This window comes from Acinetobacter sp. YH12069 (genome assembly GCF_013419675.1).
Lineage (GTDB): Bacteria > Pseudomonadota > Gammaproteobacteria > Pseudomonadales > Moraxellaceae > Acinetobacter > Acinetobacter amyesii.
This window is the reverse complement of record NZ_VOZS01000028.1, coordinates 1-26,588: the sequence shown is the minus strand read 5'-3', so window position 1 is coordinate 26,588 and position 26,588 is coordinate 1. Positions and strand designations below refer to the sequence as shown.

24 protein-coding genes and 5 pseudogenes are annotated in these 26,588 nt (G+C 37.1%); 14 read left to right on the top strand and 15 right to left on the bottom strand.

Translation table 11 applies throughout. The annotated features are described in order from the left end of the window. Positions 1 to 237 precede the first annotated feature (237 nt). Positions 238 to 459 (bottom strand): helix-turn-helix transcriptional regulator, encoded by a 222-nt coding sequence (locus FTU16_RS14910; protein ID WP_004658364.1) that lies wholly within the window; start codon positions 457 to 459, stop codon positions 238 to 240. A gap of 194 nt (positions 460 to 653) precedes the next feature. Between FTU16_RS14910 and FTU16_RS14905 the strand changes: the two genes are divergently transcribed. Next, a complete protein-coding gene (locus FTU16_RS14905; protein WP_004658363.1) occupies positions 654 to 905 on the top strand; it encodes a hypothetical protein in 252 nt (83 codons plus the stop codon). 252 nt (positions 906 to 1,157) lie between these two features. On the opposite strand, the pseudogene FTU16_RS14900 reads toward FTU16_RS14905, so the two are convergent. Then, a pseudogene (locus tag FTU16_RS14900) lies at positions 1,158 to 1,301 on the bottom strand (antitoxin HicB); the annotation flags it as partial. Between FTU16_RS14900 and FTU16_RS14895 the strand changes: the two are divergent. After that, positions 1,301 to 1,525 (top strand): annotated as a pseudogene (locus FTU16_RS14895) (efflux RND transporter permease subunit); the annotation flags it as partial. The pseudogenes FTU16_RS14900 and FTU16_RS14895 overlap by 1 nt on opposite strands. Before the next feature lie 84 nt (positions 1,526 to 1,609). On the opposite strand, the gene FTU16_RS14890 reads toward FTU16_RS14895, so the two are convergent. Both FTU16_RS14890 and FTU16_RS14885 read right to left on the bottom strand, forming a co-directional pair. After that, positions 1,610 to 2,497: a cation diffusion facilitator family transporter gene (locus tag FTU16_RS14890; RefSeq protein WP_127800877.1), complete on the bottom strand. Its 888-nt coding sequence runs from the start codon at positions 2,495 to 2,497 to the stop codon at positions 1,610 to 1,612. After that, entirely contained in the window at positions 2,484 to 2,888 is a 405-nt protein-coding gene (locus FTU16_RS14885; protein WP_163146585.1) for a hypothetical protein, read from the bottom strand. The genes FTU16_RS14890 and FTU16_RS14885 overlap by 14 nt, the downstream gene beginning before the upstream one ends. Positions 2,889 to 2,967: 79 nt before the next feature. Between FTU16_RS14885 and FTU16_RS14880 the strand changes: the two genes are divergently transcribed. Beyond that, positions 2,968 to 3,381: a Cd(II)/Pb(II)-responsive transcriptional regulator gene (locus FTU16_RS14880; protein ID WP_005245163.1), complete on the top strand. Its 414-nt coding sequence runs from the start codon at positions 2,968 to 2,970 to the stop codon at positions 3,379 to 3,381. Positions 3,382 to 3,422: 41 nt separating this feature from the next. Here the strand turns inward: FTU16_RS14880 and FTU16_RS14875 are convergent, their stop codons facing one another. Continuing rightward, complete coding sequence (locus FTU16_RS14875) at positions 3,423 to 4,622, bottom strand: integrase arm-type DNA-binding domain-containing protein (protein ID WP_005245164.1); 1,200 nt, start codon at positions 4,620 to 4,622, stop codon at positions 3,423 to 3,425. 642 nt (positions 4,623 to 5,264) lie between these two features. Between FTU16_RS14875 and FTU16_RS14870 the strand changes: the two genes are divergently transcribed. Beyond that, positions 5,265 to 6,647, top strand: coding sequence for an IS200/IS605 family accessory protein TnpB-related protein (locus tag FTU16_RS14870; protein ID WP_180027309.1), 1,383 nt, complete (start codon positions 5,265 to 5,267; stop codon positions 6,645 to 6,647). Positions 6,648 to 6,677: 30 nt separating this feature from the next. Continuing rightward, positions 6,678 to 6,896 (top strand): hypothetical protein, encoded by a 219-nt coding sequence (locus FTU16_RS14865; RefSeq protein WP_000550047.1) that lies wholly within the window; start codon positions 6,678 to 6,680, stop codon positions 6,894 to 6,896. A 144-nt stretch (positions 6,897 to 7,040) separates the two neighbouring features. Here the strand turns inward: FTU16_RS14865 and FTU16_RS16700 are convergent, their stop codons facing one another. The 4 genes from FTU16_RS16700 to FTU16_RS14850 are packed head-to-tail and all read right to left on the bottom strand — an operon-like array spanning position 7,041 to position 13,189. After that, positions 7,041 to 7,148 carry a hypothetical protein gene (locus FTU16_RS16700; protein WP_372551473.1) on the bottom strand — a complete coding sequence of 36 codons (108 nt, stop codon included), beginning with the start codon at positions 7,146 to 7,148 and terminating at the stop codon, positions 7,041 to 7,043. A gap of 60 nt (positions 7,149 to 7,208) precedes the next feature. Beyond that, positions 7,209 to 10,409 carry a site-specific integrase gene (locus FTU16_RS14860; protein WP_127800785.1) on the bottom strand — a complete coding sequence of 1,067 codons (3,201 nt, stop codon included), beginning with the start codon at positions 10,407 to 10,409 and terminating at the stop codon, positions 7,209 to 7,211. Positions 10,410 to 10,413: 4 nt separating this feature from the next. Beyond that, positions 10,414 to 12,753 carry a hypothetical protein gene (locus FTU16_RS14855; RefSeq protein ID WP_127800787.1) on the bottom strand — a complete coding sequence of 780 codons (2,340 nt, stop codon included), beginning with the start codon at positions 12,751 to 12,753 and terminating at the stop codon, positions 10,414 to 10,416. Next, entirely contained in the window at positions 12,740 to 13,189 is a 450-nt protein-coding gene (locus FTU16_RS14850; RefSeq protein WP_002046161.1) for a hypothetical protein, read from the bottom strand. The genes FTU16_RS14855 and FTU16_RS14850 overlap by 14 nt, the downstream gene beginning before the upstream one ends. Positions 13,190 to 13,506: 317 nt before the next feature. Here FTU16_RS14850 and FTU16_RS14845 point away from each other — a divergent pair, with 317 nt between their 5' ends. From FTU16_RS14845 to FTU16_RS14815, 7 genes and pseudogenes are all read left to right on the top strand, one after another. Further along, entirely contained in the window at positions 13,507 to 13,674 is a 168-nt protein-coding gene (locus FTU16_RS14845) for a YhfG family protein (protein WP_000946583.1), read from the top strand. A gap of 12 nt (positions 13,675 to 13,686) precedes the next feature. Further along, on the top strand, positions 13,687 to 14,283 hold the full coding sequence (locus tag FTU16_RS14840) for a putative adenosine monophosphate-protein transferase Fic (RefSeq protein WP_179990952.1): 597 nt from the start codon (positions 13,687 to 13,689) through the stop codon (positions 14,281 to 14,283). Positions 14,284 to 14,632: 349 nt separating this feature from the next. Further along, positions 14,633 to 14,890, top strand: coding sequence for a hypothetical protein (locus FTU16_RS14835; protein WP_004726728.1), 258 nt, complete (start codon positions 14,633 to 14,635; stop codon positions 14,888 to 14,890). A gap of 920 nt (positions 14,891 to 15,810) precedes the next feature. Then, the gene (locus FTU16_RS14830) at positions 15,811 to 16,116 is read left to right on the top strand and encodes a helix-turn-helix domain-containing protein (protein ID WP_000366814.1); all 306 of its coding nucleotides are present in this window, start codon (positions 15,811 to 15,813) and stop codon (positions 16,114 to 16,116) included. Continuing rightward, positions 16,116 to 17,381: a type II toxin-antitoxin system HipA family toxin gene (locus FTU16_RS14825; RefSeq protein WP_000934717.1), complete on the top strand. Its 1,266-nt coding sequence runs from the start codon at positions 16,116 to 16,118 to the stop codon at positions 17,379 to 17,381. Before FTU16_RS14830 ends, FTU16_RS14825 begins: the two co-directional genes overlap by 1 nt. A gap of 748 nt (positions 17,382 to 18,129) precedes the next feature. Continuing rightward, entirely contained in the window at positions 18,130 to 18,324 is a 195-nt protein-coding gene (locus FTU16_RS14820) for a heavy-metal-associated domain-containing protein (RefSeq protein WP_179990953.1), read from the top strand. A 176-nt stretch (positions 18,325 to 18,500) separates the two neighbouring features. Beyond that, positions 18,501 to 18,722: pseudogene (locus tag FTU16_RS14815) on the top strand (cation transporter); the annotation flags it as partial. A gap of 113 nt (positions 18,723 to 18,835) precedes the next feature. Here FTU16_RS14815 and FTU16_RS14810 read toward each other — a convergent pair. The 6 genes and pseudogenes from FTU16_RS14810 to FTU16_RS14785 all read right to left on the bottom strand — a co-directional run. Further along, positions 18,836 to 19,300: pseudogene (locus FTU16_RS14810) on the bottom strand (reverse transcriptase N-terminal domain-containing protein); the annotation flags it as partial. Positions 19,301 to 19,875: 575 nt separating this feature from the next. After that, positions 19,876 to 21,234, bottom strand: a pseudogene (locus tag FTU16_RS14805) (IS66-like element ISAba25 family transposase); the annotation flags it as partial. 74 nt (positions 21,235 to 21,308) lie between these two features. Beyond that, positions 21,309 to 21,644, bottom strand: coding sequence for an IS66 family insertion sequence element accessory protein TnpB (gene tnpB / locus FTU16_RS14800; protein WP_179990954.1), 336 nt, complete (start codon positions 21,642 to 21,644; stop codon positions 21,309 to 21,311). Next, on the bottom strand, positions 21,641 to 22,024 hold the full coding sequence (locus tag FTU16_RS14795) for a transposase (protein ID WP_179990955.1): 384 nt from the start codon (positions 22,022 to 22,024) through the stop codon (positions 21,641 to 21,643). Before FTU16_RS14795 ends, tnpB begins: the two co-directional genes overlap by 4 nt. Before the next feature lie 430 nt (positions 22,025 to 22,454). After that, a complete protein-coding gene (locus FTU16_RS14790) occupies positions 22,455 to 23,366 on the bottom strand; it encodes a ParB/RepB/Spo0J family partition protein (RefSeq protein ID WP_119879449.1) in 912 nt (303 codons plus the stop codon). Positions 23,367 to 23,373: 7 nt separating this feature from the next. Further along, entirely contained in the window at positions 23,374 to 24,153 is a 780-nt protein-coding gene (locus FTU16_RS14785; RefSeq protein WP_179990956.1) for a ParA family protein, read from the bottom strand. A gap of 856 nt (positions 24,154 to 25,009) precedes the next feature. On the opposite strand from FTU16_RS14785, the gene FTU16_RS14780 reads away from it, so the two are divergent. Beyond that, on the top strand, positions 25,010 to 26,182 hold the full coding sequence (locus tag FTU16_RS14780; protein ID WP_127800989.1) for a replication initiation protein: 1,173 nt from the start codon (positions 25,010 to 25,012) through the stop codon (positions 26,180 to 26,182). Positions 26,183 to 26,344: 162 nt separating this feature from the next. Next, the coding region (locus FTU16_RS14775; protein ID WP_373683905.1) for a transposase at positions 26,345 to 26,588 on the top strand (244 nt) is incomplete at its 3' end.

Genomic DNA, 26,588 nt, shown 5'->3' with positions numbered 1-26,588 from the left:
TAGACAAAATGACACCAAATGAGTTTTACTATGATCAGCTACCCCAACAAAACAAGGTGGCTTAACTAGAGCGGAATATCACTTATAAATACGCTTTTAGTTGTTCAAACAAGTGGAACCACCTCTGTTTGTAATGATATTTTATAAAATTCAATATTAGATCTGCAGAGAAAAACTTATCAAACTAAGTATTGGCTAGTCTTTTTCTTCGAAAAACTTATCAAACGAAGTATTAAGTTAATCTTTTTCTTCAACTTCTTCCTTAAACTCAAACAAATCATTCATCGTACAGTTAAAGTACTTACACAACTTATCGGCGACTGGTAATTCAATACGTACAGCACGGTCATAATACATACTTGTGAGCGTGTTGCGATTGATACCTGTTGCATGCACCACTTCACTTAATTTTAAAATTTTTCTATCGCCCATGAGGCTAGATAACTTACAAGTAATCATATTTAAATTAATTTACAAAAAATAACTTGCTGTGGGTTATTTGAAGTTGTTGACTGAGTAATACTTTGCTAAAATTAACCTACAGCAGGTTATTACAACTTATAGAAAGTATATTTTATCCATTTCAACTAAATTATAACTTTTTAAATATAAGGATTGAACCTGCATTAGATTATTTTGTGGAGATGACCGCCGTGTTACCAAATGAGTTATTGATCAGCCAGCAAGCTCGTGACTTAGGAAATCAATTAATTAAAGAAATGAACATCAATAGAAGTTATGGAATGGCTAATTTTCTTGGAGTAAATACTTGCTATGATAATCATCAGGCTGTACTTATTTGGACATTTCAACTGCTTGAAAGGGAACCTGCCTTAAATGAATTAGCAGAAATTAAAAAATATTTTCTTTTAATCTTTCCAGATAGTGTTTATCAATTAGCCTAAGTTGTTTTTAAAATTAATTTATTAAATAAAAAGCACTAAATCAAAGAAAGCTTTATTTAAAAATACCTATTAATTCAAAAACATACCATTTACTGAATATATGAAGCATAGGTTCCTGCTCTATCACTCACTCGTACTAAAATTACATCGCTCTTTTTACTGATACTAAACAATTTATGTCCACGCCACGTTCTGCGGCTTCGAGGGCTAGTTTTTGTTGAACCACTGAGAACAAGGACAACAAACTGCCTACTATATTTTCCCGGAGAGTGGTGTAGGAACTTTTTCATTATTGCTAATCATATCAGCGACAACATCAGCAACGAGCTCCTCTATTCCTGAGAATGCTTTAGACTGATCCGCATCAAGCCAAGACAATGATGGAAACTCAGCACATCATTCGTTTAAGACCTATTTTAATGACGGCACTGGTCGCAAGTTTAGGTTTTATTCCAATGGCGTTAAACACTGGAATTGGTGCAGAAGTACAACGACCACTAGCAACAGTTGTTATCGGCGGTATTGTATCTTCTACAATTTTAACTTTGTTTGTATTGCCTATTTTATATCAATGGGCGCATGGCTCTGAGAGTAGCAAACAGCAATCCGACGAAATTTAAAATCAAAAAAAGCAGCTTAATTACTAGGTTATGCCTAATTAAGCTGCTTTTAATATTGTATGCCCAACATTTTATTGATAAAGCTTACTGCGCTTCATCCCGACAATTTTCATTTAAAAACTCAAACTCTATCGTTGTATGCGATAAATGATAGGAAGATAATTTAGCTGCAACTTCTTGTTTAAGCCTAATTAATTCTTTAACGTCAAAGTTGTCACTCAGCTCAAGGTGCGCTGTTAAAACGTGACTTTCACCATCTAGTGACCAAAAGTGCATGTGGTGGATACCATTAACTTCAGGAAATTCCATTAGTGATAGTTTAATACGCTTTTGAGTCTCTTTATCGGGTGCAGCTTGAAGAAATAAAACGAGTGTTGATTTCAGGTTTTTGAAAACATTAAACAAGATGAACAGCGTGAACCCTATTGATAAAAGGGGATCTAATATCGGCAGTTCAGCGAACAACAGTACGATAGAGACTATAAGAACGGCAACCCATCCAAGTACATCTTCAAGAAGGTGCCATGTCAGCACTTTCTCATTTAATGTTTCACCCGCTTTTAATTTTAATACAGCATATCCGTTAACGGCAACGCCGAGTATCGCTAGCCCTAACATCCCCTCGACTACAGGCATTTCAGGATTGGACAGCTTTGGAATTGCTTCAAATAAAATCCAAATTGAGCCAATGATTAAAACAATACTGTTTATCAATGCGCCAAAGAGAGTAAGTCTACGATAACCATAACTAAACTTATCTGATGCTTCTTTATCTGAAAAACGACTTAAAATCCACGCAAAACCTATTGAAAGACTATCACCAAGATCGTGAACTGCATCTGCCATTATCGCCGTACTGTTAGTGAGCCAACCACCTATAAATTCGATAATAGTGAATGTCACATTAAGGAAAAATGCCCAACCAATACGGTCATCTTTACCATGTTGATGACTATGATTATGGTTGTGCATTTTGTACCTCTAGTACTTTTCTATTTCTTAGTTTTGATACATTCATATTAATCAAGTGACGTATCAAGCGTTGATATATCCAGCGTTTGAACCCCGACAAGTTAGTCCCTTTTTCGAGATAGAACTCATCAGGGGAATCATAAAGCCCAAAGTCATCATGAATACCTTCTTTTTGAATATAGGTATTTTCTCCACGCCAATCTGTATCTGGTGATGAAAAGCACTTTGTTGCAACACCATAACCACAAAAATCATCTTTTACAAACTGATAAGCGGCACCAATTTTGTTGAAGTTATCCAAGTTTTTCCACCTACGTTGATCGATCAAGGATTGGATATCTTTGTGTTCAAAATTAACGATATTCGTATTGTTTAAATATTTCTCAGTCATTTTTTATATATCCTTTTCGTTGCATACTTATACTATAGACTCTATAGTAACTATAGAGTCAAATGTCTGGGGGAAATTGATGAAAATAGGCGAATTGTCAAAAAAATCGGGCTGTTCAATACAAACGATTAGATATTATGAAAGAGAAGGATTACTGTTAAATCCAAATCGTTCAGAAGGTAATTTCAGGCTGTATGATAGCAAAGCACTTAAACAATTGGAATTCGTAAAGCATTGTCGCAGCCTAGATATATCACTCAATGATATTAAACGTCTTATCGAATTAAAAAATAAGCCAGAAGAAAGCTGCTCTAGCGTTAATGCATTAATTGATCAGCAACTTGCACTAGTGAATAAACGCATGAAAGAATTAAGGGCGCTTAAAGCTGAATTACAACAAATGGCTAGTGCTTGTGGTTCGAACAACCCAACATACTCATTATATTCTGCTGACCATGTAACACGGCAAGTATATTGTTTACTATCCATTTGAAACCCCATAATGTTTTAAGTCTATGTATAAAAGTACGATTTTCACTTAGCAGTACTTAAATAATCACCCCACCACTGCATCATTTCAGTCCGCTGGGCTAAATAGTCAGCGTGATTATAGCTGGCACGGGTACGGTTCTTATCAATATGTGAAAGTTGTGCCTCAATCCAGTTATCCTGGAACAAACCTGAGTCATTCAAAATGGTACTAAAAGTGGAACGTAGTCCATGAGAGGATAATTGATGTTTTCCATAGCCCATCTTACGTATAGCCATATTTAATGTATTAAAATGAATCGGTTGATTATGTTTCCGTGGGCTAGCAAAAATGTACTTTTCACCGTATGACCATTGCATGACGTCTTTTAAAATATCTAAAGCCTGATCTGAAAGTGGAACTAAGAAGTCGGGAATCTCATGGCCTAATATGACTTTTCGTCGAAACTGTTTAATATGCAAGGCAGGTATTTTCCAGACTTTTTCATTTAAATCAAAATGATGAGGCTCAGCCAATAACAATTCAGCCCCTCGCACGCCAGTATGTAATTTGAACAGCAGTGCTTTTTTAATAATCGGATGGGCATCCAATTTTTGTAATTTATACTTAAAATCAGATATATCCTCCGCTTTCAAATACGGATAATTTTTCTTGATTTTACTGTTAATGGCGATTTTATTTAAACCATGCGCGATGTTGAATTCACAATAACCCATCGCTACAGCGTAGTCATAAATTTGGTTCAAATAACTACAAGCTTTCTTGACAGGTTCTTTTACTTGGCGTCCCTCTATTTTTTTGATTACTGAAACCAGGTCATAACGCTTGATGTTTTGAAAAGGTAGATCCTGAAGGTCTGGATAAATATCTTGCTGTAAGCATCTTTCTGCTAACTGTAGTACACCACAGCGGGGTAGATCGTTGAAGGCATTTTTCAGTTTGAACTGTAACCACTCCTCCCCGACCTTACCAAAGGTGATGACATTAGAGGCAGTATCTTGTTCAAAACAGAAATCATTGTCTTTAAAGTCATCTCTGACTTGTCGTGCCTTTTTCAGCGATAAATCAGGATAACGACCTAACTGAATGCGTCGACGTTTTTTAGTTTGTGGATCTGTATAGCGATAGCACCAAGATTTTCTTCCACTCGGCTCAATCTTCAGGCTAAGCCCATCTTCATCGGATAAAAAACTGGTTTTTTCCTTACAATGAGCTTGGCGAACTTTAATTTCAGTAAGACTCATGGAATTTAAATGAAACCTAACAATGGGTTGATTGGATCAATTATATCAAAATAGAACGCTTTATGTATGATGCGTACACTACGCATCATATATATTTGTAATATATTGTTTTATATATTTAATATTTTAAGTATTTGTATTTTAGTAACCATTATAAGTACCACCTCTTCTTTAAGTTCCCAACAACTCACTTTTTCTGTCATCAATGTTAAATAAGTCTTGTGCTTTAAATTCTTAGATGACCTCCTCTACCCTTTATTATCATTTTTATAAAAGTAACTATATGTACTCATTAAAATTTGTAGAGCTCAAAAACAAAAAAGACCGCTATATAGCAGTCTTTTAACTTAATTAAATAATAATTAATTCATTTTCATCATAAGTGCATAAGCATCACGTTTGTTTTGACGCAATGATTCTATCTCGGACTTCGTCAGCTGTTTTACGAGAGTAATTAACTATAACTAAAAATATAGACAAATATTTGCATAAGTTCTCATTTTGTCTATGTCGATTCAGTAGTGGCAAGGTGGGTATTTATTAGAGATTTAAATGATTATCTTTTGTATTTTAGGTGAGTGTCTTGGTATATTAGCATCCATATCTATTGATTATCCAATCCCTTAACCTAGGCATGACTTTGTGAAATTAACACGCATCCACCATTGTAAAAACTTGAATGTGCAAAAGTACAAACAGCTTGAGAAACAAGCTGTTTTACTTGGTCGTATTCGTAGCGAGGTGTGGGCTAAATATGGTGCTATTTCAGGTTTGAATATCAGTGACAGAGCTATTCGTGATGCGTGGATGAAAGAAAGTCGTGACTTTGGTGTTTCTGCAAATGCGTGGAAAGAAACGCTACGTGATTGCATAGGTGATATTAAAGCCTATCGAGAAGCATCAAAAGACAAAGTAAAGCAGGCGATCCGAAAACGCACCTCCTGTAATAATGAACAAAAAAGACTATACACCTTGCTTAAAAAAGATGAATGGATGACTGATAATTTCCTCCATCGTCAAATGCGTAATCACTTTAAGCATGGTGTTAATCACACACATAATCAAATTATTGTTCGTGCGGATATGTGTAAAACCTTTGAGTTAAATGGTCAATGTTGGCTTAAAGTACCAAGCCTAATCCCTCGACAAACCATTAAAATCCCATTAAATACGACTGTTGATTTTGCGCCACAAGGCACACTTAGAATCATTCTAAAAAACGGTAATGTTGAAGTTCACTCAACTTATGATGCAGTTGAAACACAGGATTGTGGTCAGGAAACCGTAGGTGTTGATAAAGGGTACTCAGAAGCTTTTGTGGACTCTGATGGCGATGTATATGGGAGTGGTCTAGGCAAGCTGATCTCAAGTGAATCAGATTATTTAAATCAAAAGTACAAGCACAGAAACAAGCTCAGAGCGATTGCTAAAGCTAAACCACACAAGAAACAGAAAATTGAGTTAAATAATCTAGGTCGAAAAAAACTAGATAAGCGACAAGATACTCAAAAAGCAAAGCTCAAAACATTAATATTTACAGCAACTCACAAGTTGGTTGATAAAGCCAAAGTGATTGTTGCGGAAGATTTAACATCCCCAATTCAAAGTAAACGCAACTATGGCAAAAACACCAATAGACGCTTAAATACATGGGCTAAAGGTTTGTTAGCTAATGCCCTAACTTCTATATCTCACCGTAGAGGTTCTACGGTGCATCTAGTCAATTCTGCATATACTTCGCAAAGTGATTCTTTCTTGCATGGCCTTTTAATAGGTACACGTAAGGGAGATCGTTTTCACCGTTTCAATGGGGAAGTTGTGCAAGCTGATTGGAATGCTGCGAGAAACGTGCTTGCAAGATTAAACGACAATGAGATAAGTCGTTATACGCCTTACAAAACTGTAAAGCGTATATTTCAAGAACGGACTGACCGCTACAAGTCGGAACTGACCGACTCAGGCTCTAGTTACACGCTTGGCAACAAGACATTAACAGAGTGCGAATTAGTCCTTGAGTATGTTTGAATACATTTTAAGGAACAGTAGGATAAAAACATGCACTTATTTAAATTAACTGACGAACAACTCGCACAAATTCTTATCCCGAAACGATTTGTACCACCTACTCCACCTGAACATGAAGGCAAGAATATGGTCTATGTATTTGATAGTGAGGATAAGTTTGAACTGACTTATGATGAGCTGGTGGAAATCATTAGCAAAGCTAGAATGGCTGGTCCGAAGTTGATACCTGTCTTAGGCACCGTGAATTAAATTGTGCAGTGTTCGCACGCCACTTGAAACATAACTTGATTGGAAATGAATTTGGGCTGAGAAAAATTCAGTTCAAATTTAACCTGACGGGCACACTAAAAAATGGGTAATTGTCAGATCGAGTTTGGACTACAACACTTTAGCTCATCGATTTACCATACCGCTAATCTTCACACCATTTTCGTAAATCCAGCGATCAAACTGTGATACTACATTCCGCTTATTAATCCAAGTCAGCATGGTGCTTTTCATAAAGGCAGTTTACTTATAAACAGGGAAATTTCTAAACAATTCCCCTTTAACATGCTTAGGCTATTTGATCCAGAGTTCATCTTTTTGCATCATTTTTAACATTAAATTAAATATAACCAGCGGAGTAACATTTTTTTTGTTAGAGCCGACAACTCTTTGAAAACTAAATTTAACGGTTCGCTCAGGAGCATCCAAATTAACTGGGTAGTTTTGTTTTTCTAAATACAGATGATCTCCTAACATTGGCTCTATACCAGTAATAAAATTAACAATTTGTTGCTCATCACCTTTCATTCGGCATTGAAAATGTAGAAAATTCTTACGCAGTTTTCCAAATAATAATAATATTTTAAGCGCCTTAACCATGTTCTTTTCTTTCAGTGCATCTTGCTGCCTATCATCTTTATAATGAAAATCAAGGAGAGGAATTATTTCATCTGGACGAGTCAGTTTTTTAGCCTTTTCGTAAAGTTCATCAAACCAACTCTCTTCTAAATTCTTACTATAAACATAATTCGTTTTTAAATTAAATTTTTGGCGATCCATCCATTTAGTGCTCATCCATTGACATCGTTGCATCCATTCTTGAGCTTGGGTATCTTCGCTTAATCGACCTTCTCTAAAACTTATCAAACGTTGAAAAGGTGTCAGAGTACTCTTCTCTATACTAAACTTCTTTTCTTGTCGGCCAGCCATCGTAACTGGCTGTGTTTGCTGATAAGAATTAAACCATTTCTGCTGCTGAGTATAACGATTTAGGTTTATGTAGTCTGTACTTGACTTCACTGGACTAAAACACTGTTCTAATACTTTTTTTGAAATGATACACGGCGAATTATAAATTCGATCGACTGCTAATAAATCCAAAACATGAAGGTAATTTGAAGCCGTTTGCTCAATACTGCTATGCCCCATCCAAGAGGCGAGCACCTGCCATTTATGTTGAATAATCTCTTCTTGAGCACGTGCTTTCATACCAAACAATAAATCCCTCATCTTTTTTGCTTTTACCCAAGGACAATCTGTGTAGGTCTTGATCATTTCTTTTGAACCGAGCAAAGTTATTGCTAGATAGTTAGCAGCACTGTGGCGTAATGTATGAAAACTAAAGCCATGATGCATACCTAATATTTGACTAAACAAATCTACTGTAATTTTGCTGATACATTGATCAGTTAATACACGATGATTCACACTAAAAAGTAGATCATCCTGCTGATTAACCAAATATTGCTCATAACGATGTTGTATGTAACGTTGTACTACTAAAAACTCATGTTCTGACAATGCAATTTTCAATGGTATTTGACGATTCGCACTTCGCGTTTTCAGACGGCGATATGAATTGTCTTGGATATGAAGCGTGATATTATTAAAAACTGTATTTTCTTTTTCTTTATAAAGTAGCTCTGGGCAAATAATATCTTGTATTTTAAGACAACGAACTTCATTTAATCGAAGTCCAGTTCTATAACTTAGTAAATACATCAGCTTTAAACAACTCAGATGATCGACCCACTCTGATGCCGTTGGCTCTTGACTTAAATTTTCTAGTTTTTCCAATAATTTGCCAAATAGCAAAGGACTCACTAGCCGTGCATTGCAAATTTGTAAATGCTTAAAACTTGAATTCTGTAACACCAATACCCCTGGAGCATCATAATTCTCTATACAGAATTGATGAAAATCTTTTAGGCGACCAAAACGGTATTCTGCGCTTTGGTGCATCTTACGAGAGGTTTTTCCTTTCACCGAATCTCGTTGAACTGCTTTTTCATCACGTTCACTGCTGTATTTCAATAGCTGCCGATATAAATCCTCATAGTCATCTATGGATTGTTGCTTTAAATCTAATTTATTGAGCCAAATCTCAAATATAAATTCTTTGCCAAACGATCCTAAGTAGCTTTCAATAGTTGATAATTGAAGCCCTCGTTTTTTTAAATGCATTAACCAGTGAATTAAGCGTAGTTGAGCATCAATTAAAGACTTTTCCTCCGTATTAGCATCAACTATCTTCTCCTCTAACACCCTTCTAGTTTCTTGCCAAAAACGTAGCGTGCGTTCTTCTTTATTCCTCTTTTTATCTAAACGCTCAACTTTTTGACCTTTACGTTTCTTTTGACCAAACAACATCAACTCATACGGAATCGTTTGTAATTTGCTTTGAACAGTCGGAACTTCAGGAAGTAACTGCTCTTGTTCAAAATGAATAGGGCGATTATCTGGTTCTGTGACTTGATTGTAATCATTATTCCACAGCAATCTAAATTCGGATGGCCTTAAAGCAACAGTATTAATCTCTTGCTGAAGCACATTACTCAAAAATATATCTATGCTGAGGTTTGGATTAAATTCGAGTACCATTTGCACATCATTAAATGCACGAAATCCACGGCGTTTAATTTGATATTGCAGATCCCCAAGACTTTTTTTCCTGCCTATCTTACTCAAGCTTTCTAAAATACAATCTTCAACTGAATGTTGCAGACAAAATTCTTTCTGAGCAGCTTTCAACTTTTTTAAATATTGCAAAATGAACTGCGCATATGGGTTAAAAAAAACATGTTTCCATTGGTACAACTTTCCCTGTTCTACATCGTTGCCATATTGAGAGTTTTCAACACGATAATGTAGTAACAATGGATTAGTGATTTTTTTGTAGTCCGAATGGTATAACCGAAAACAATTCAGATCTGTACCAAGCTCAATGGCCTCCTGCAATTGCTTCTGAATAGCAATCAAATGCTGTTCATCTGCACAGCCTGAAATATATATAAAACTTAAGCATAAATTTCCCCATAAGTACTTTGGTTCATTCCAATATTCAAATGAATCTTGCCAATACTGCCTTAATTCCTTAAGTACATGGATATGTAGATGCCCCTGTTCTAACCGTGACTCTGTACTCTCAATTTTTCTAGGCAGTACGATCCGTTTAGTATGTGGATTTAGCTTAATTCTGTATGATTTTTTATCTACATTCTGGTTGAATTGCTTCCTTCTTTTATTAAATTCATCTTCAGTAAATTGCATCAGTTTTGATTGTTCGTCTCGGCTCAACTTTTGACTCAAACAATCAACACTATCTTTAATGTCATGCCATTTTTCAGCGATCTGCTGATCAAGTTTTTGCTGCATTTCTTTCGTCAATACTTCAGGTGGAGAAGGCTGTCTATCTAGCGACTTTTTCACCATTTTATGAATATCAACAAATAGATCATCTAGTTGTGGTTTTATTAGTTCTTTGATTTTTTGCATACAACTATTTTCGCTCTAAGTGTTTAATCGATAAAGATTTGACATTATCTTGCAATTGCTGGCGGGCTTGCTGTACATAGACATTCGGGATAAGTGAAGAATGCGGATGAAAAGCCTCTCGGTCACGTTGGTCATGACCATACAGGGCCTGAATTAAGTGAAAAGCTAATGCTGGTTTACCCTCTTGCTGCTCATGCATCAAAAAGTTCATGTCAAAATGACGTAACCAATTCGAATACATATTCTTTGGAAAGACTCCTTGCATATATGAATTCACCCATTTTCTCGATAAAGGGATTAACTTAATTTTCCTGCTCTGCCATTCTTTGACAGTTATCGGCAAGATATCTTTACTAAAAATGACCTTACCAAAAAGATCATTTACAGTTATCTTCTTCTTTGCAAAGACTTGTCTAAAAAATGAACCGTACGCTTCAATAATTTGTTCTAAAAAGGCAGTGTAATTTTGCAGTGTTTTTATGAAAAAATCAGATAAAGGGATAAAACGACCATCTTTTCTTGCTTTACTATTTTTTTTATCATTCACATATAAAAGCTTGAGCTCAACACAATAATCATCCAAATTCCCCAACAGGTTTTTTTTAGGCCGACTTGCCAAACTCAACAAACTGATATGCCACATCCAACACGCATATGCATTAAGTTGATTAATAATGTGCTTATCTTCTTGGATGTTTTCGTGACAATGTCTATGTAAAATATGGAATTGCTCTTTCACAAAATTGGGTTCAAGTGCCAGTTGGCTCCCTATCCTTCCTATAGATAATGCAGATTGCACTTTGAATTGTTGTTGCAATATTTTTAGTTCAGCCGTGTCTTCAGTAAAATGTGTGGAATGTGGTGTAAGTGCTTTTTCTAAAAAGGCTAGATATGTGCTACTGAGTTGAGTTTTCGGTAGCCCGCCATAATAGATACCAGGCATGTGATGCTGACTATCCCGCCCAGCAATTACATGAGCAAGATATTCATTATATGTTTCATAATATATATGAAAATATAATTGAGCCTGCAGTTTTTCTACAGTGATCGAACCTACAAACCGATTATCAAGCCAATTCTTAAGTTTCGTATTAATGTGTGTTGATGAAATTAGTGGATTCGATGCTTGTTCTATATAGTCAAACCAAGCAGAAGGTAAATGTAGTTGATGTGTCATCACTTCATTCCACCGCACATGATTTAAGCTCTTAATCTTCTGCTCTGTAATTTTAAGATTTAATTTGAGTAAATATTCGCGACGTCTACTTGAACCATTCTGGATCAAAATTCCATCTTGAATAAGCTCGTTAAAATCCATCAGTGCGACGGGTGATAATCCCGTCAAAAGTGACAATAAACATGCTGCAGCGATTGCAGCATCCCTCCAGTGCCCGGATAACTCGGTTCTCAACACATAAACAATTTGCTTCAGTATATCTGGCGCCAAATAATGTGGATTTGTAACAAAAGGAGCATGACGGCGCTGGCGATGCCGCATTAGATGCGTCGCATTATCGCTGAGTATATAATTTAAATTTTTAGACTTTTCATCTTCTGAATAAAACTCCATTTCAGGATCTAATAGATCAACTTCACCCTCTTCATCTTTGTGAAGAGCGGCATCATAAATACTAATCTTTGCGTTATGTCCAATATCTACTTGCTTACCCGTTTTAATTTCACGAAATTTTTTGAGTTCATTTTTCGTCGGCCATTGCAAAACTTTGCTTTTTTTTGACTTACGCTGACGATGAACTACACGACGATCATCTAGTCTTTTAAAAATTATTAATAGAGCCGATAAATACTCTATGACTTGTACTTGTTCGAAATCTTTAATATTAAAAAGTTGATTACGATCCTCTTTTTTCAAATTACGTTCGTACGTGACATAACAATTTAGCAGCTTACTACATTCATGAAATAATTCAGCATGATTAGAATCCAGCACATATCGTGAGACATAGCGTAATAGGTCACAAACATGTTTTTGCTTATTCTCAGCTTTATCAATTTTTGCAAATTCTTGATACTGCCGATATGTTAAAAAACTCGCTTGTAGAATCAAATAACGTTGCGATGACAGCTCTTGTGTATTACTAGAATCTGGACATGCAAAAAAACTCACAGCAGCTAAAAAAGAATACTTACCGATCTGTCTGGAGCCTGATATATAGCTATAAATTTGTTGTGCTAATTTGTATAGAGCGTAGACATCTTTATACAAATCATCTGATAGATCGACAAATTGTGTATTTACAATATCATCACGTAATAGACAATAATCTTGTTGATATTTTTCTGCTAAATCTAAGAATTGCTCTTGTGTTTCAATGTTTGGCATATTCATTTTCGCTTAATATTTTTATCACGTTGCATTGTTTAAATTCATTGTGATCAGAACGATTTGGTAAAAGTTGATCCTTTATTGAATTCTTTGTTAGCTTAAAAAATCTTGCAAAAAATTTAGCATCCAGTTCTTTCTGAGCTTTTCTTTCAAAGCACAAGTGTTGTTGTGATTTTTCGATAAAATCATCAAGATTATGTATCAACTGTAAGATTGCAACATAATTAGAATGCACACGTAAGCCTGGCTCCGTTTGCATCAATAGCAAGATTTTTTGCCAAATTTTCACATAGATTATTTTGAACTTTGCTTGTACTACTACTTTCTGACTCTGTTTAATCTTTTTGATTTTCAGTAGTTCTGAGTTAATTTTTACTATCTCAAGTTGAACATTTTTTCGGTCAAAGCAAAAGGGCATGATAAATTGCCCCATAAAAATTTCTATATTTTTTACCAAATAGTCAAATCTTAACATTTTTATCGATTTAAAAAATGAGCATATCTTTGTATATGAAACTTCATTTAATTTATCAACTAAATTTTCTCAAAATTACAATTCTCAACAAATACATACGGTTTGCTTATCTATGACGGTCTAAATTTTAAGAATTCTTCCACTTTTTTTTAGTTTTCTGTTATTACATGAAACAATACCGTTGTATTACATTTTAGAAATGCTGTGTATGCAGCATTGATCAAAAAGATTCTCTGCTATACTTACTTCACGTGTAGCATCAATGGAGTTTCGAAATGCTCAGAACCACTGAACAGAAAAGAAAATATATTCAAGCGACACGTTCGCAAAACTATCAAGCCAGCCTAAAGCTTGAAGGCATTACAACGACAGCTCAAACAACTCAACAAAGTAAAGCTGAAATCTTGCAAAAATATAAGAAGTATTCGCAACCCGAATCTTAGTCAGGTGCATGTATGGATAAATATGGGGAAATGGGTGACAGCCTGTATTGTTACCCTGGCACAAATATCCTAAAGAACAAACTCAATATTCGTGATGAACAAATTTTAGAACAAGCTGAACTAGAACTGTCTGGATTGGCAAGTAACTTAATTGAATATGCTGAACCACCTTACGACTTACAATACTTAAAATCAATTCATGCGCAGCTCTTTGGCGACTTATACGACTGGGCAGGAAAGTTAAGACAAATCGATATTTCCAAAGGTGACACCCGTTTTTGTAATTTTTCCCGTATTGAAATTGAAACCAATAAACTACTCAAACCGCTTCAAGAAAAAAAATACTTTCAAGGCTTAGCACCACAACAACTGATTCCTCAACTTGCCGACTTGTATTGTGAGCTTAATGTCATACACCCATTCCGTGAAGGTAATGGACGTACACAACGGATTTTCTTTGAGCATCTGATTGCTCATTGTGGTTATGGTATTGATTGGTCTCGCATTGACTCTCAACAACAATGGATTCAAGCCAATATTGAAGGTTTTTATGGTAATTTAAATCCATTAATTAAGATTTTTGAAATATGCTTTATTCAAAATACCTAAAATTTAAGTAGTCGAAGCCCACAATCCTTAATGAGCCATCATCTTTGCTTCAATCCACTGATTAATTTCCCAAATAAACCAACAATCACGATTCTTAGAAATCTTAATACTCTTCGGGTAATTTAGGATCGTAATATTCAGATTACTTATCCAGAATTGAATAGATCGTTAACTTAGATAGACTTTTAAGCAATGTAACTTGCCGCATGTTTATCAACATATGTCTCAAAAAAGTCTGCCCATACATAGATTTATGGTGTTTAGTGCTTAAATTTCAGATTAATCTTCGTCTGATGACCTGAATGGATGTTACAGATTACATGCAGGTGAATTACTCTGTGGCTGTATCATGGCTTTTGTGCAATCCAATCCATTTGATCCGAATGTTCTCTTTTGCAATAAAGCAGCCTCTTCTGCTTTTCCTGAACCAACGAACTATGTCATTGATTTGATTCAACCGACAACAGTGATGCTGAATCAAATCTCCAAAGAAGGGATTAAATGCAAGAAATGTGGTAAGAAAAAGATAGGGGATGGAAGTTATTATCCGTCTAATTGGAACCAGCCCATGAGTCGAGATCAGTTGAGTAAGAATCATTTTAAATGAATAAGAGAAGGATGGCTTACCTCACTTCTCCGAATAACAATGCTATGCTTTTCAACCAAGGTTATAAATTGGCAACTACATTTCATTCTTCTTCATGCTGGTCCTATAGCCTGTAGACAATTACTACATCATTTGCATTCAATGCTCAATACAGCCTGTCAGCAGAACCGCAGCGATACTTTTTTTCGTGCATACATGTAGTGTTTAAATCCATTCATTTTTCAATGATCCTCTGCCGTTTATCACATTTATGGTCGATCTTTAACCTTGTGAAAAATGCACATACCGATCCCTTCAAACTGTCAAATTTATGTATGCATGACATTTAAAGAAAATTATCTGATCAATTTTTTTAGGTAAAATTCATCAAGAAAAAAGTTATTATTATTCATAACATCACCAATAACCACATAAAAACAATAATTTAATAAATTATTCTTCCAATTTTTTTATATTTAGTGTTATTACCTCTAAATCCATGTTTACCACCTTCTATTACATAAGTAATTTAGAAGTATCCACGATATAAATTGCTTGCCCTCACACCTCTCCCCTCTCACGCCCAAAAAATTTATACTGAAAGGCAGATTAAGCCCGTTCGAGTTACATATAGCCGCATGCTATATTGAAAGCATTAAGAAAATATCCTCAATATTTATAGGATTTTTAAAGTATGAACTAATTTTCGAAGAACCCTTTCTAAGTAATGTGACCTATTAGGAAAAATGAAAATACTGAAATCTCCGTATCAACAATCAGTCAAAGTACATCCTGATGATTTTCTGTAACCGATACCCAAGGACTATACCTACCCTTCTGATGTGCTGTGCAACAAAGCCCTCCTTAGCCACACTATAGCTATAGATTAATTCCATTATTTTGTGATTTAATTAAATTATTCATTCTTAAGACCCAATTTAATGGATTTATATTTCACTAAACCAGAAGAAGTTGTGACTCTTTTAGGTGAGCGTTTACGTAAGCAACGACTCTTTCTGGAGATGTCTCAAGCTGAGGTAGCAGCACGCGCTGGTGTCGGCGTGAATACAGTTTCGAATCTTGAAGCGGGACGAAATGTATCTGTTGAAAATTTAGTCCGTATTGCAATGGTCTTGGGTCGATTAAACGAACTTCAGGAACTATTTAAACCTCAGCTTAACAGTGTGAATGACATTCTTCGCTATGAGAGTCAAAGTAAGCGCCACCGTATTAAGAGGAAGGGATAATGCTCAATAGACTTAATGTTTATTACAACGGTTGGGGCGAATCATGGTTATGGGGAACGCTGATTAGTTCAACAGCCACGACAGGTAGACCCACCATTGCTTTTGAATATAGTCCAGAAGCAATACAGCAAGGTGTTGAGCTCTCTTCTTACTTGCTGCCTTTAAAAGGTCTACCATTCAGACAAGGTTTTCCTACTCATCAAATGGGACTCCCAGGTCCAGTCTATGACGCTTTACCAGATGGTTGGGGCATGATGTTGATGGATCGATATTTCAAAAAAATTGGCTTAAATTCAGCACGAATTGGACCTTTGGAGCGTCTGACCTATATTAGTAGTCACGCAATGGGTGCCCTCTCCTTTGAACCTTGTGTTGCTGACATGCAAACCTCAGAAAATATCCCTTTACAACAACTGGCCCAGGAAGTTCAAGAAGTACTCAAAGGTGAAGGTGGTGAATTTCTACAGCATTTATTGGTCATGGGTGGCTCCCCTCAAGGTGCCAGACCAAAAGCGTTGGTTTACCGAGATCCTGTCAATTTAGAGTTTTCGACTCAAGATTCTGATCAACATGAAGCCTGGCTGATTAAGTTTCCTGCTCAGCAAGAGCATCCTGAAGTCTGCGCCATTGAAGCCGTCTATGCAGAATGTTTGCGACTTTGTGCAATTGAGACTCCAGATACCCATTTCTTTAATTTGCCCAATGGTTTAACGGCTTTTGCTTCTAAACGATTCGATCGTCAAAATGGTATGCGGATTCCAATGCAGAGTTTGGCTGCATATACAGGAGCAGACTATAAAGTTCCAGGTAGCCTAGACTATCGCAATTTTCTCCGGGCAACCTTGATGTGTACGCAAGATGTACGAGAAAGATTGCATGCTTTTAAACGTGCTGTGTTTAATGTGCTTTTCAATAATCGGGATGACCATACTAAGAACTTTTCATTTCTCATGGAGAAAAATGGTCAATGGAAATTGGCTCCAGCCTATGATGTGACCTTCTGCGAGGGTCCAGGTGGTTATCATCAAATGGACATTATGGGAGAAGCGCTCAATATTTCCCGAAATGACATACATAAACTCGGTACTTCAGAAGCTAATCTGACTACTCTAGAAGTCGATGAGATCATCTTGACCATGCGTGAAATTGCACTTCAATTTAGTCAAATTGCGCAGCGCCTGTATCCCCATCAAATTCGAGAATCTACCCTACAGATGATTCAATCACGGATTCAACAGAATATTGATTTTTTAACTGAAACCTAAGCGTAAATATAAACTAAGCGCCAACCATCAACTGCAAATAGACTTTGATATAGTTAGTCGCTACATAATCTGTAGAACCTGTGAATTAGCTCTCTTTATAATCACGAATATTAGATGGATCACCGCCAAGATATATTCTGCAAACGTGAAATCACTACATCCAGATCGAAAATCACTAAGAAAAAACTGTCACCAAAAAAAGGTCTGCACTATGGATAGATGCAGACCAAACTCTGGATAACTACCAGCACGAGAAATATGTCGCAATTTTGCATAGACATGAATTTGATAAAATCAGCCCAGAAAGCCAGAAATTCATAAAAACTATTTCATCAATCCCCTATAACTTAATCACGTTCATGGTCGATCTTAAATCTTGTGAAAAGTACTCATGCTGACCTAGCCAAACTGTAAAACTCATGTATTCATAGCCTTTAAATGAATCTTTCAATCGGTATATTTAAGGTAAAAACTAGTAATCAGAAGTTATTATCACCCCCATATAAAACAAGGATCAACTTAAAAACAATAACTTAGTAAATTATTCTTCCATTTTTTTTATATTTAGTGTTATTTACTGTAGTCATTAGAACACTCTTCTTTGGAATACTCTGAAGAAAACTGTAAGGTTGTAAACAGACCAAGTTACAGCGAGTAACTGATTCAGAAAAAGGCTGGTTGTATGGTGAAAGTTTAGAGTTACTGTTCTAATGTTTTAAACAAATGTTTTGTTAAAAAGGAGCAACATATGAAATTTCACATCGCTAATATGACTTGTGGTGGTTGTGCACGCGGCATTACTACCGCAATTAAAGAGCTCGACTCGAATGCCTCACTCGATATTGATTTACAAAACCGTATTATTGAAATCAACACAACGGTGAGTCAGGATCAAGTCATTGCCACTCTCAGTGAGCGTGGATTTACAGCTGATCCTGCTTAATCTCTGTTAGAGTAACAGTGGGAATTCCTTACCACTTTTACTCTCTTATTTTCCTCATCGTACAGATAAAACCTGTACTTGCTTGAAATAAAAGTAATCCCTGAATTCCACCTAATCTTGGTTCGAGCTGATCTTCGCATATAGAACTCAGCATATCTAAATGATAGAGATCGTATATGAGTACCGAAATGACTGATACGCCACACTACAGTGAAACATTAGAGATTGAGGGGATGACATGTGCTTCTTGTGTAGGCCGTGTGGAAAAAGCTTTAAAATCTGTTGAGGGTGTTGAATCGGCTCATGTAAATCTGGCTACCGAAAAAGCAGTCATTTATGCGCATCAACCACTTGATCGCGCTACTTTAATTAAAGCCGTAGAAAAAGCAGGCTACGAAGGGCTTTGTTGCATAAATATGTAAGCATCTGATTTAAATAAATTTAATTTTGGATCAAAAAACAATCAAAACTTTTAAAATCATATAGTTATGAAATCTTTGTGCAACAAAGCCCTGAATCCATAAGAGTTCCGATCAGCAGTGGTCTCCGCGATGGGTTCCAAAGCCAGCAGATGGAGCGCCTGCATGGCCCGGCATTTCATCGTGGGTATCCCGAGAGGTCTCATCTTGCCATTTTTCTTCGGAATAAGGACTCTCCGAAGCGGAAGGGGCGTGTAACCTCGCCTCTTCAACGACATCATCGCACCGGTCTTGGCCTTGGGTGTATTCCAAGTCACCTTGTCGACCCCAGCCGTGTTTTTGCCTTTGTTTTCAGACACTCGTTTGACGGCCAATGCTTTGCCACTAAACGAGTGAGTCAGCAGCCATTGCAAAGCTTTCGCCTTGTTATGCCTGCCGTCTTGTACCGCCTTCACAATACGCGCTTGCAGCCCTCTGACATGACGCTGTACAGCAATCCAATCGATGCTGTCCCACGATGTGCTGGAAGGTGCACACGCTGATACTGCTGCATTCATTTGCTCTCCCTCCATTAAAAGGGTTCTACACACTCTCTTGTGATGAGAGACCATAAGGACGTCAGCCCGCTTTCGCGTGGGGTAATGTTTCAACCTCTATCCAACCCATTACAGACTGGCATTCGCTTTTTCCTCGTTCCTTCGCCCGCATCACCATGGGCAGTTTTTGCAAACTGCTTTCCCAATGGGAGTAATACGGGATTTCCACGTTCCGCTTACTGAAGTACATCGGCTTAGGTGCCTGCTATCGACCGGGAGGCGTATGGGTCACGAATGCGTAGTCGAAAGACGCAATTCCCACCTCCATTACCGTTTTGGTTCGAGCGTATCAGCCATTTCCGCTCGTTCAACTTGACGATCGTTACGCAGATTCACATGTGTTCACCATACCGATTATCTAGCCCTTGTCCGGCTATGGCTGCCAGAAGGGTACGCCTCTCACGATTGATACCCCGCACCTTGCGGTGCCTCGTTACATTGTCGAAGGCGCTCTTTATTCAGCCTTCTAGATTCACCCGGTGACACGGGTGGTTCCCGCAGGGGGAACAACTTCATTAAGCGACTTCGTGTCGCACCTCGACCCAATTATTGCAAATCGGTAGATTGCCATCATCCAGATAGCGGCTTAAAGCTGGCCAACGCTTCAGAGTGTAATTGATGGCCTTGGCGGTGGGAGAACTCGATGGCACTGTCAGATGATGTTGGTTGAGCCATTCATATAGTTGTTGCATCACTGGTTGACTATGCTGTTGTCGGTATTCGCGGCGGTCTTCCGCTGTACCATCGGTCTTTTTCCTGAGCTCTGCTTCTATCGCATACAGTTTCTGAATCAGCACTAATGCCTGTTCAGCGACCTGACTTTTCCCAGTTACATGCAGTTCATGGAATTTACGACGTGCATGCGCCATGCAGCCCACCTCAATGACATCGCCTGATTTAAAGCGTGCTTTATAACCACTGTAATCATCACAGACTAGATAGCCCTGCCAGCCTTTCAAGAACTCTTCAGCATGCTGGCCTGAACGACTATCCTGAAAGTCATAGATCACCGCCTGAACTGGATTGTACTGTGTAGTGGCATAGGCCCAGACATAACCTTTCTTCGGTTTTTTATTATTCTCACCCATCCGCATGATGGTGACCGGTGTTTCATCTGCATGCAGCACCTGCTGTTGTAGTACCACCTCTTTTAAGGCATTGGCCAGAGGTTCCAGTTCTACACCGCAGCGACCTATCCAGTCAGATAAAGTTGATCTAGAAAGTTCGATTCCCGCCCGCTGATAGATCAGACATTGACGGTACAGCGGCAAATGATCGGCATACTTCGATACCAGCACATGGCTGAGCAATTCAGGTGAAGCAATGCCTTTATCAATCACATAGGCGGGCATCGCTTGCTGAGTCAGAGTGTCACACTGATCACAGACCCATTTACCACGCACATGCTGTTCCTTATAGAACTGTGCCGGTCTGAAATGCAGTTTTTCACTGACATCTTCGCCGATACGACGGAGTTGGCAGCCACAAGCACATTGGGTTGATGCAGGTTCATGCTCAATACGGATGGTGTGTAGATGATCTGGCAGTGGTCGACGTTTAGGTTTATTGGTTTTGGCTTTCTGTGTCGCTGCATTAGTTTTATCTGCATTTAGCCGTTCCAGTTCTAGATCAACCGCGGCAATATCTTCTTCAACCGCTTCATCCCACAGATGGATTTGTTTTGCCGTTAAGTGTTCATTCTTTTGGGCGAATTTGTGCTTTTTAAACAGCGCCAGTTCATGCTCGTATTTTTGATTGAGAATAGAAAGATGTTGAACTTTAGAATCTAATTGCTGGTTTGATTGTGCTAGAGACTGATGCTGCATCGCCAACTGCCGGGTAAATTCCAGCAGTTGTTCATGGGTCAGTTGGCTTAAGTCAGGCAGCGTATTCATGACCGCAGTATGCCTGAGGTCATGAAGAGAATGAAATAGAACGTTTGGAGAATAGCAGAATAGCCGAGCTTGGTTTAGAGCATTGTTACCACTTGCTGTCGTCCAATGCGCTGCCAGGGCAAACCCTGGATTAATGCCTGTAACTGTTCCGGGTTGAGGACCACGGTTTCACCTTGGTGAACTTGAGCCCAGTGGAATTTTCCCTGTTCCAGCCGCCTGGCACACAGCCAGATGCCCAGTCCATCATGTACCAGCACTTTCATACGATGACCACGTTTATTACAGAACAGGTAGGCGCAATGCGGTTTGATGTAGCCAAAGGCTCTCACCACCTGAGCCATGGTCGTATCCATACCTGCACGCATGTCCATGGGCTGGGTAGAGAGCCAAATTTCATTGATACGGATCATGTTGCCAGTGCCTTGAGTAATTCTGCCAAGGCAGGTATTTCTGATGTCTGCCATTTTAGCTGAATATCATTATTCGTATGAGGCACGGTGATACACAACGTGATCCTCTCATCAATAGGTTGGCTGATTGCAGCAGTGTAAGGCAAAGCAATAAATGCTGGATTCACATGAGTAGGATCCTGCACGGCACCATCATGATGGCTGAAGATCCTGATCCAACGACTGACAAGGTTGGCATTAATACTATGTTGCAGTGCGACCGAAGCGATCGAGGTATTAGGATTTTTGCAGGCATTGACAATACTGAATTTGAATTCTTTGCTGTATGTTCTGCGTTTTTTAGCAACAGGAGGTGTTGCTGAATATATATCCATGTTCATAGATTAAGTCCCCACTTGTTTTTAGGTGGGAACTAAATTAAGGCTTATAGGATCGCTTGGTAAGGCTGTGTTAGCTGGATGCTTACTTTCTTTTACCTTAATAACGTATTTTTTTAACGGCAGCATACCTTTTGAAACACCACCAAATTATTTATGTTCCACCAGCACATATACTTCCCTATCGAAAAATCTGATAAGAATTGATTATTTTGATACAAAACCTGAAAACTGGGAGTGCTTATATGGACATATATAATATTTCCGGATAAATATAAAACTACTCCACAAGAAGAAAGGCAGAATTTAATCTCAGTCCGAAGTAACAGTACTCTCAAAGACCAAATGTAAAGAAGCATACTTAAGAAAATAAATTTCAATAATGCATGAGGATGTAATTAGTTTCAGGGTGCTAAGAAAGTGTAGCAACTTGCTACACTTTTTCGCTTTTTTGAATCAGCTGTTTTAAGAAATCTTCTAATTGTAAGAGACTGGCTTCGTCAATTTCCGAGATATTCAGAGAAACCTTAAGCTGTTTTTGATTCAGTTTGATATTCCCCGCAATCTTACCGGCATATTCAATTTTTCTGACCACGGATGTTGTGGTCAGTTTTTCTGGATTCTGACTCAATAGTTTTTCAGCATAAGTAGTAACTTTGCTTTGCTCGAGTTTTTTGTCTTTTAATTTTTCCCAAGCTCCGAGTAAGGCCACTTCGGCTTCAGAGAGTTGTTCAAGATGATCCGATAGAAATTTTTTGAATGCAGTTGCAGCAGTACGGCCTAGCAAGCCTGGTTCCACATCAAGGTCATTTAAAATTGCTTGCGGCAGTTTTTCGTATGCTAAATACTTGTACATATCTTCGCGATTTAAACCCAGTGAATTGGCTAAACGTTGCTTGTTTTTCTTTAATTTCTCATCAAGTGAGTTCAGGCCAATAAAAATCTCATAATCTGTCAGATCCTGACGCTTTAAATTCTCTGCCAGGGTTAACAAAGATGCTTCTACATTATTTGCATCAATTATAATGGCTTCAATCACAGACTTTCCGAGTAATTGATGTGCCCGTAAGCGTCGCTCGCCTGCAATCAGTTCATATTTCAGATTATCCAGTTTACGCACTGTAATGGGCTGCAAAAGGCCGATTTCATTAATAGAATCCGCCAGTTCTTTTAACTGTGACTCTTCAAATATTTTACGCGGCTGGTTTGGACTTCGGCTGATATCCTCAATAGGGACATTACGTCTAAACTCTTTCGGCTCTTTAATATTGTCTTTCTGTGCTTGCTGATGTTTTTCTGTATTCTGTTTCAGTTTCTGAGCTAAAAGCTCTTTGGTGCTTGCCATAATGCTCTCAGGTTTTAATTTTCACTACAATTTCATTGGCAAGGCTTTCAAAAGCCTTACGTACTTTTGAATTTTTTTCTACTTTCAAAAGTGGTTGTTGCAGAATCGCTGCTTGATTGACTTTAGTACTTTGAGGAATTGTGGTTTCTAAAATTTTACCTACCTGTTTCAAGGCTTCATCCCGAATCAGCTTACAGACATTCTGACGTTCATCATGCTTAATTAGTAAAGCGCCTAAAAGCTCTAAATCTGGATTAATACGTTTGATTTTTTCAAGATGATTTAAAAGATCTGTTACCCCATACAATCCATATTGTGATCCTGATTCGATAGGGATAATGACATGTGTTGAAGATGCCAAGGCATTGCTTGTTAATAATTTAAGGCTAGGTGGACAGTCGATCAATATAAAATCATAAAGATCTTTTAATAGTTTTAACTTGATATTTAACTCTTCAGAAGGACGGGGAGCTTCTTCTTTTAGTTGATCTTCAGTTTTTCCTAAATTTAAGGAACCATAAATTAATGATACTTTTTCAAAGTTCGTTTCTTCTTGTAATGCATCTGCCAACAACGAAATATCGCCCACTAGTAATTCTGCTGTAGTGACAGCAATTTCGCTTGGATGTTGGATCCCAATGTGTAAACTTGCGTTTGCTTGAGGATCTAAATCAATGACTAAAACTTTGTAGCCAAGATTGGCAAGTTCTGAGGCTAGGTGTACAACAGTCGTTGTTTTGCCACATCCGCCTTTATGGTTAGCAACAGTAATAATTTTTGCAGACATGCGTGTCAGATGCTTCCTTATTTCAATGTTTAGTAATATAAATAACTTTCATTCATCTTACTATAGTTTTTAAATTTATAAATCCTATTTATTCAGCTGTAAAACAACTTAAAAAATAAATTTTTAACTAAGCTAGCTTAATTAAAAATTAGAATAATTAGTTATTTAGCTAATTAATAATTAGGATCATATTTTTATTATATAAAACAAGTGCTTGTAACTTTAAAAGTGGAAGGTTTGTCACTATAAAGTGGAAGGTTTGTCACTATAAAGTGGAAGGTCTGTCACCGTAAAGTGGAAGGTCTGTCACTATAAAGTGGAAGGTTTGTCACTATAAAGTGGAAGGTCTGTCACTAGGGTGGAAGGTTTGTCACTACTATTTTTATAACTGCTATTTTTATTTAAAAATAATTTAAAAAACAAATATTTAAGCTGTTAATAAAGTCTCATAACTAAGCTTTAAAGGTGGAAAGATTGTCACTGTATCTTCTTAACCTGTGGATAATCTGTTTTTATTGGATATTTCCTGATGATTATATGTGCAGTTATACCTTTTAAATCTAACAAAAAGGTGGAAGCCTTGTCACATCAGGGTTTTTATCTGACTTAACCTAACTAGACCTGAATGAAAAAAGTAAAAATAGACCTTCTGAACTGTAATTTCGAGACTAAAGGTGGAAGGTCTGTCATCATGGGGTGGAAAGATTATAATTAATTCCACTTTAAGTGCAGGAAATCGGCTAAAATGCTTCTTTTTGATGACAAACTTTCCACTTTTAGAATATTGTGGTGAAAGTCTTGAAAGTTTTTCCACTTTTGTATATAAAAACTAAGTTAAATTATAAATATCACGGTTATGACAGAATCTGAACCATTGCAAGAAGAATCGAATTATATTCCTTACTGTATAGGCAACATTCGCCATAATGGCGTTGTCAGTACCAGTAACCGTTTAATTCGCCCAATCGAATTATCAGCCAATGAATATAAGGCACTTTTATATGCAATGGCGGTTGCGAATTATAGTGAGAAAAATAGGGTAGATGGTGAAATTACCGAACAAACTTATATTTATTTGTATAAGGATGATTTGGCAGATTTACTAGGATTAAATAAACGTAATTCAATTAATGTTGCAATAGATCGGATTTATAAAGAGCTTTCATCCCGGGTAGCTCATTTTATTATTGAGGAGCCAGCTGATAATGGTAAGAGAAAGACTAAAAAAGTACATTCTGTCGTTCCCATTATCCGTGAGTTAAGATGGGAAGATGATTCTAAAAATGCGATTCAGATTCGTTTTACCAGTGAGGTGTTGCCGTATTTCACTCAACTGGCTGGGGGTAATTTTACTACCTATCAGCTAAAACATCTTTTTGCCCTAGATTCTGTTGCCAGTATGAGTCTTTATACTTATTTCATTAAAAACGAATTTAAGTACGCCAATCAAAAGAGTTATGAAGTGCCATTACTTTTAGAAAACTTGAAAGCACTGATTGATATTAATGAAACCAAATATGATCGCTGGGTAGATTTTAGACGCTATGTATTAGACAAAATAGTGGCAGAAATTAACGAAAATACAGATCTACAGTTAGAGTATGAAACCGTTAAGAAAGGCCGTCCAATTGTAGGTGTGAATTTTAAACTGCATCATCGGATTGCTGATAAGGCACTGGATGAATTTGCAGTGATTGAAAAAATCTATCTTGATGTTCCATTTGAAGACAATGCATCCGTAAAAGAATTAGGGGCTAAATTCGATATGAATGTACGTTCTTGGTATATTTTTAATAATGATGAAAATTATCAGCAGTTCAAGAAGTGGTTTAAAAAAGTAGGATGCCTCACTGACTCTCAAGCAAATATTGTCATTAATGACACTTTATTCCAAATGGATTTTGCTGAAATTGGTATGGGGTTGAATGACTTTAAACGAAATATGAAGCATAAACTTAAAAGTAATCCGGAATTCGTCCATAGTATTCGTGAAAGACTGAATGATATTTTTGGTAAAGAGTTGATCTAGCGAAAAGTGTAGCAACTTGCTACACTTTTTAGATATATGTTCGTAAAGAATACAAGTGGTAAGGACCTTAGGATAAAAACGACTCTGTTGCATAAAGTGTGAAAATTGAGACTGAACCGTACCGGGTTTGTCGGAGACCAACTTTCTTGAGAGAATGTTCCAATGACAAAACCAAAATATACCCCTGAAATCAGAGAAAGAGCGGTTCAATTATTGATTGAATCTGAAAAAGATTATCCTTCTACTTGGGCTGCAATCACAGCTATTGCACCTAAGATTGGTTGTACTCCTGAAACATTGCGTGTTTGGTATTTAAAGCATATGGATCAACTAAATCCTGCCAAAGTACAACAGATATCTGACCAAGAAAAAATGAAGCAAATGGAACGTGAAATTAAAGAATTAA

Bases quoted from the DNA above. Each gene is read 5' to 3' on its own strand.
- FTU16_RS14910 (WP_004658364.1), bottom strand. From the start codon at position 459: ATGATTACTTGTAAGTTATCTAGCCTCATGGGCGATAGAAAAATTTTA.
- FTU16_RS14890 (WP_127800877.1), bottom strand. From the start codon at position 2,497: ATGCACAACCATAATCATAGTCATCAACATGGTAAAGATGACCGTATT.
- FTU16_RS14885 (WP_163146585.1), bottom strand. From the start codon at position 2,888: ATGACTGAGAAATATTTAAACAATACGAATATCGTTAATTTTGAACAC.
- FTU16_RS14880 (WP_005245163.1), top strand. From the start codon at position 2,968: ATGAAAATAGGCGAATTGTCAAAAAAATCGGGCTGTTCAATACAAACG.
- FTU16_RS14875 (WP_005245164.1), bottom strand. From the start codon at position 4,622: ATGAGTCTTACTGAAATTAAAGTTCGCCAAGCTCATTGTAAGGAAAAA.
- FTU16_RS14865 (WP_000550047.1), top strand. From the start codon at position 6,678: ATGCACTTATTTAAATTAACTGACGAACAACTCGCACAAATTCTTATC.
- FTU16_RS16700 (WP_372551473.1), bottom strand. From the start codon at position 7,148: ATGAAAAGCACCATGCTGACTTGGATTAATAAGCGGAATGTAGTATCA.
- FTU16_RS14860 (WP_127800785.1), bottom strand. From the start codon at position 10,409: ATGCAAAAAATCAAAGAACTAATAAAACCACAACTAGATGATCTATTT.
- FTU16_RS14855 (WP_127800787.1), bottom strand. From the start codon at position 12,753: ATGCCAAACATTGAAACACAAGAGCAATTCTTAGATTTAGCAGAAAAA.
- FTU16_RS14850 (WP_002046161.1), bottom strand. From the start codon at position 13,189: ATGGGGCAATTTATCATGCCCTTTTGCTTTGACCGAAAAAATGTTCAA.
- FTU16_RS14845 (WP_000946583.1), top strand. From the start codon at position 13,507: ATGCTCAGAACCACTGAACAGAAAAGAAAATATATTCAAGCGACACGT.
- FTU16_RS14840 (WP_179990952.1), top strand. From the start codon at position 13,687: ATGGATAAATATGGGGAAATGGGTGACAGCCTGTATTGTTACCCTGGC.
- FTU16_RS14835 (WP_004726728.1), top strand. From the start codon at position 14,633: ATGGCTTTTGTGCAATCCAATCCATTTGATCCGAATGTTCTCTTTTGC.
- FTU16_RS14830 (WP_000366814.1), top strand. From the start codon at position 15,811: ATGGATTTATATTTCACTAAACCAGAAGAAGTTGTGACTCTTTTAGGT.
- FTU16_RS14825 (WP_000934717.1), top strand. From the start codon at position 16,116: ATGCTCAATAGACTTAATGTTTATTACAACGGTTGGGGCGAATCATGG.
- FTU16_RS14820 (WP_179990953.1), top strand. From the start codon at position 18,130: ATGAAATTTCACATCGCTAATATGACTTGTGGTGGTTGTGCACGCGGC.
- tnpB (WP_179990954.1), bottom strand. From the start codon at position 21,644: ATGATCCGTATCAATGAAATTTGGCTCTCTACCCAGCCCATGGACATG.
- FTU16_RS14795 (WP_179990955.1), bottom strand. From the start codon at position 22,024: ATGAACATGGATATATATTCAGCAACACCTCCTGTTGCTAAAAAACGC.
- FTU16_RS14790 (WP_119879449.1), bottom strand. From the start codon at position 23,366: ATGGCAAGCACCAAAGAGCTTTTAGCTCAGAAACTGAAACAGAATACA.
- FTU16_RS14785 (WP_179990956.1), bottom strand. From the start codon at position 24,153: ATGTCTGCAAAAATTATTACTGTTGCTAACCATAAAGGCGGATGTGGC.
- FTU16_RS14780 (WP_127800989.1), top strand. From the start codon at position 25,010: ATGACAGAATCTGAACCATTGCAAGAAGAATCGAATTATATTCCTTAC.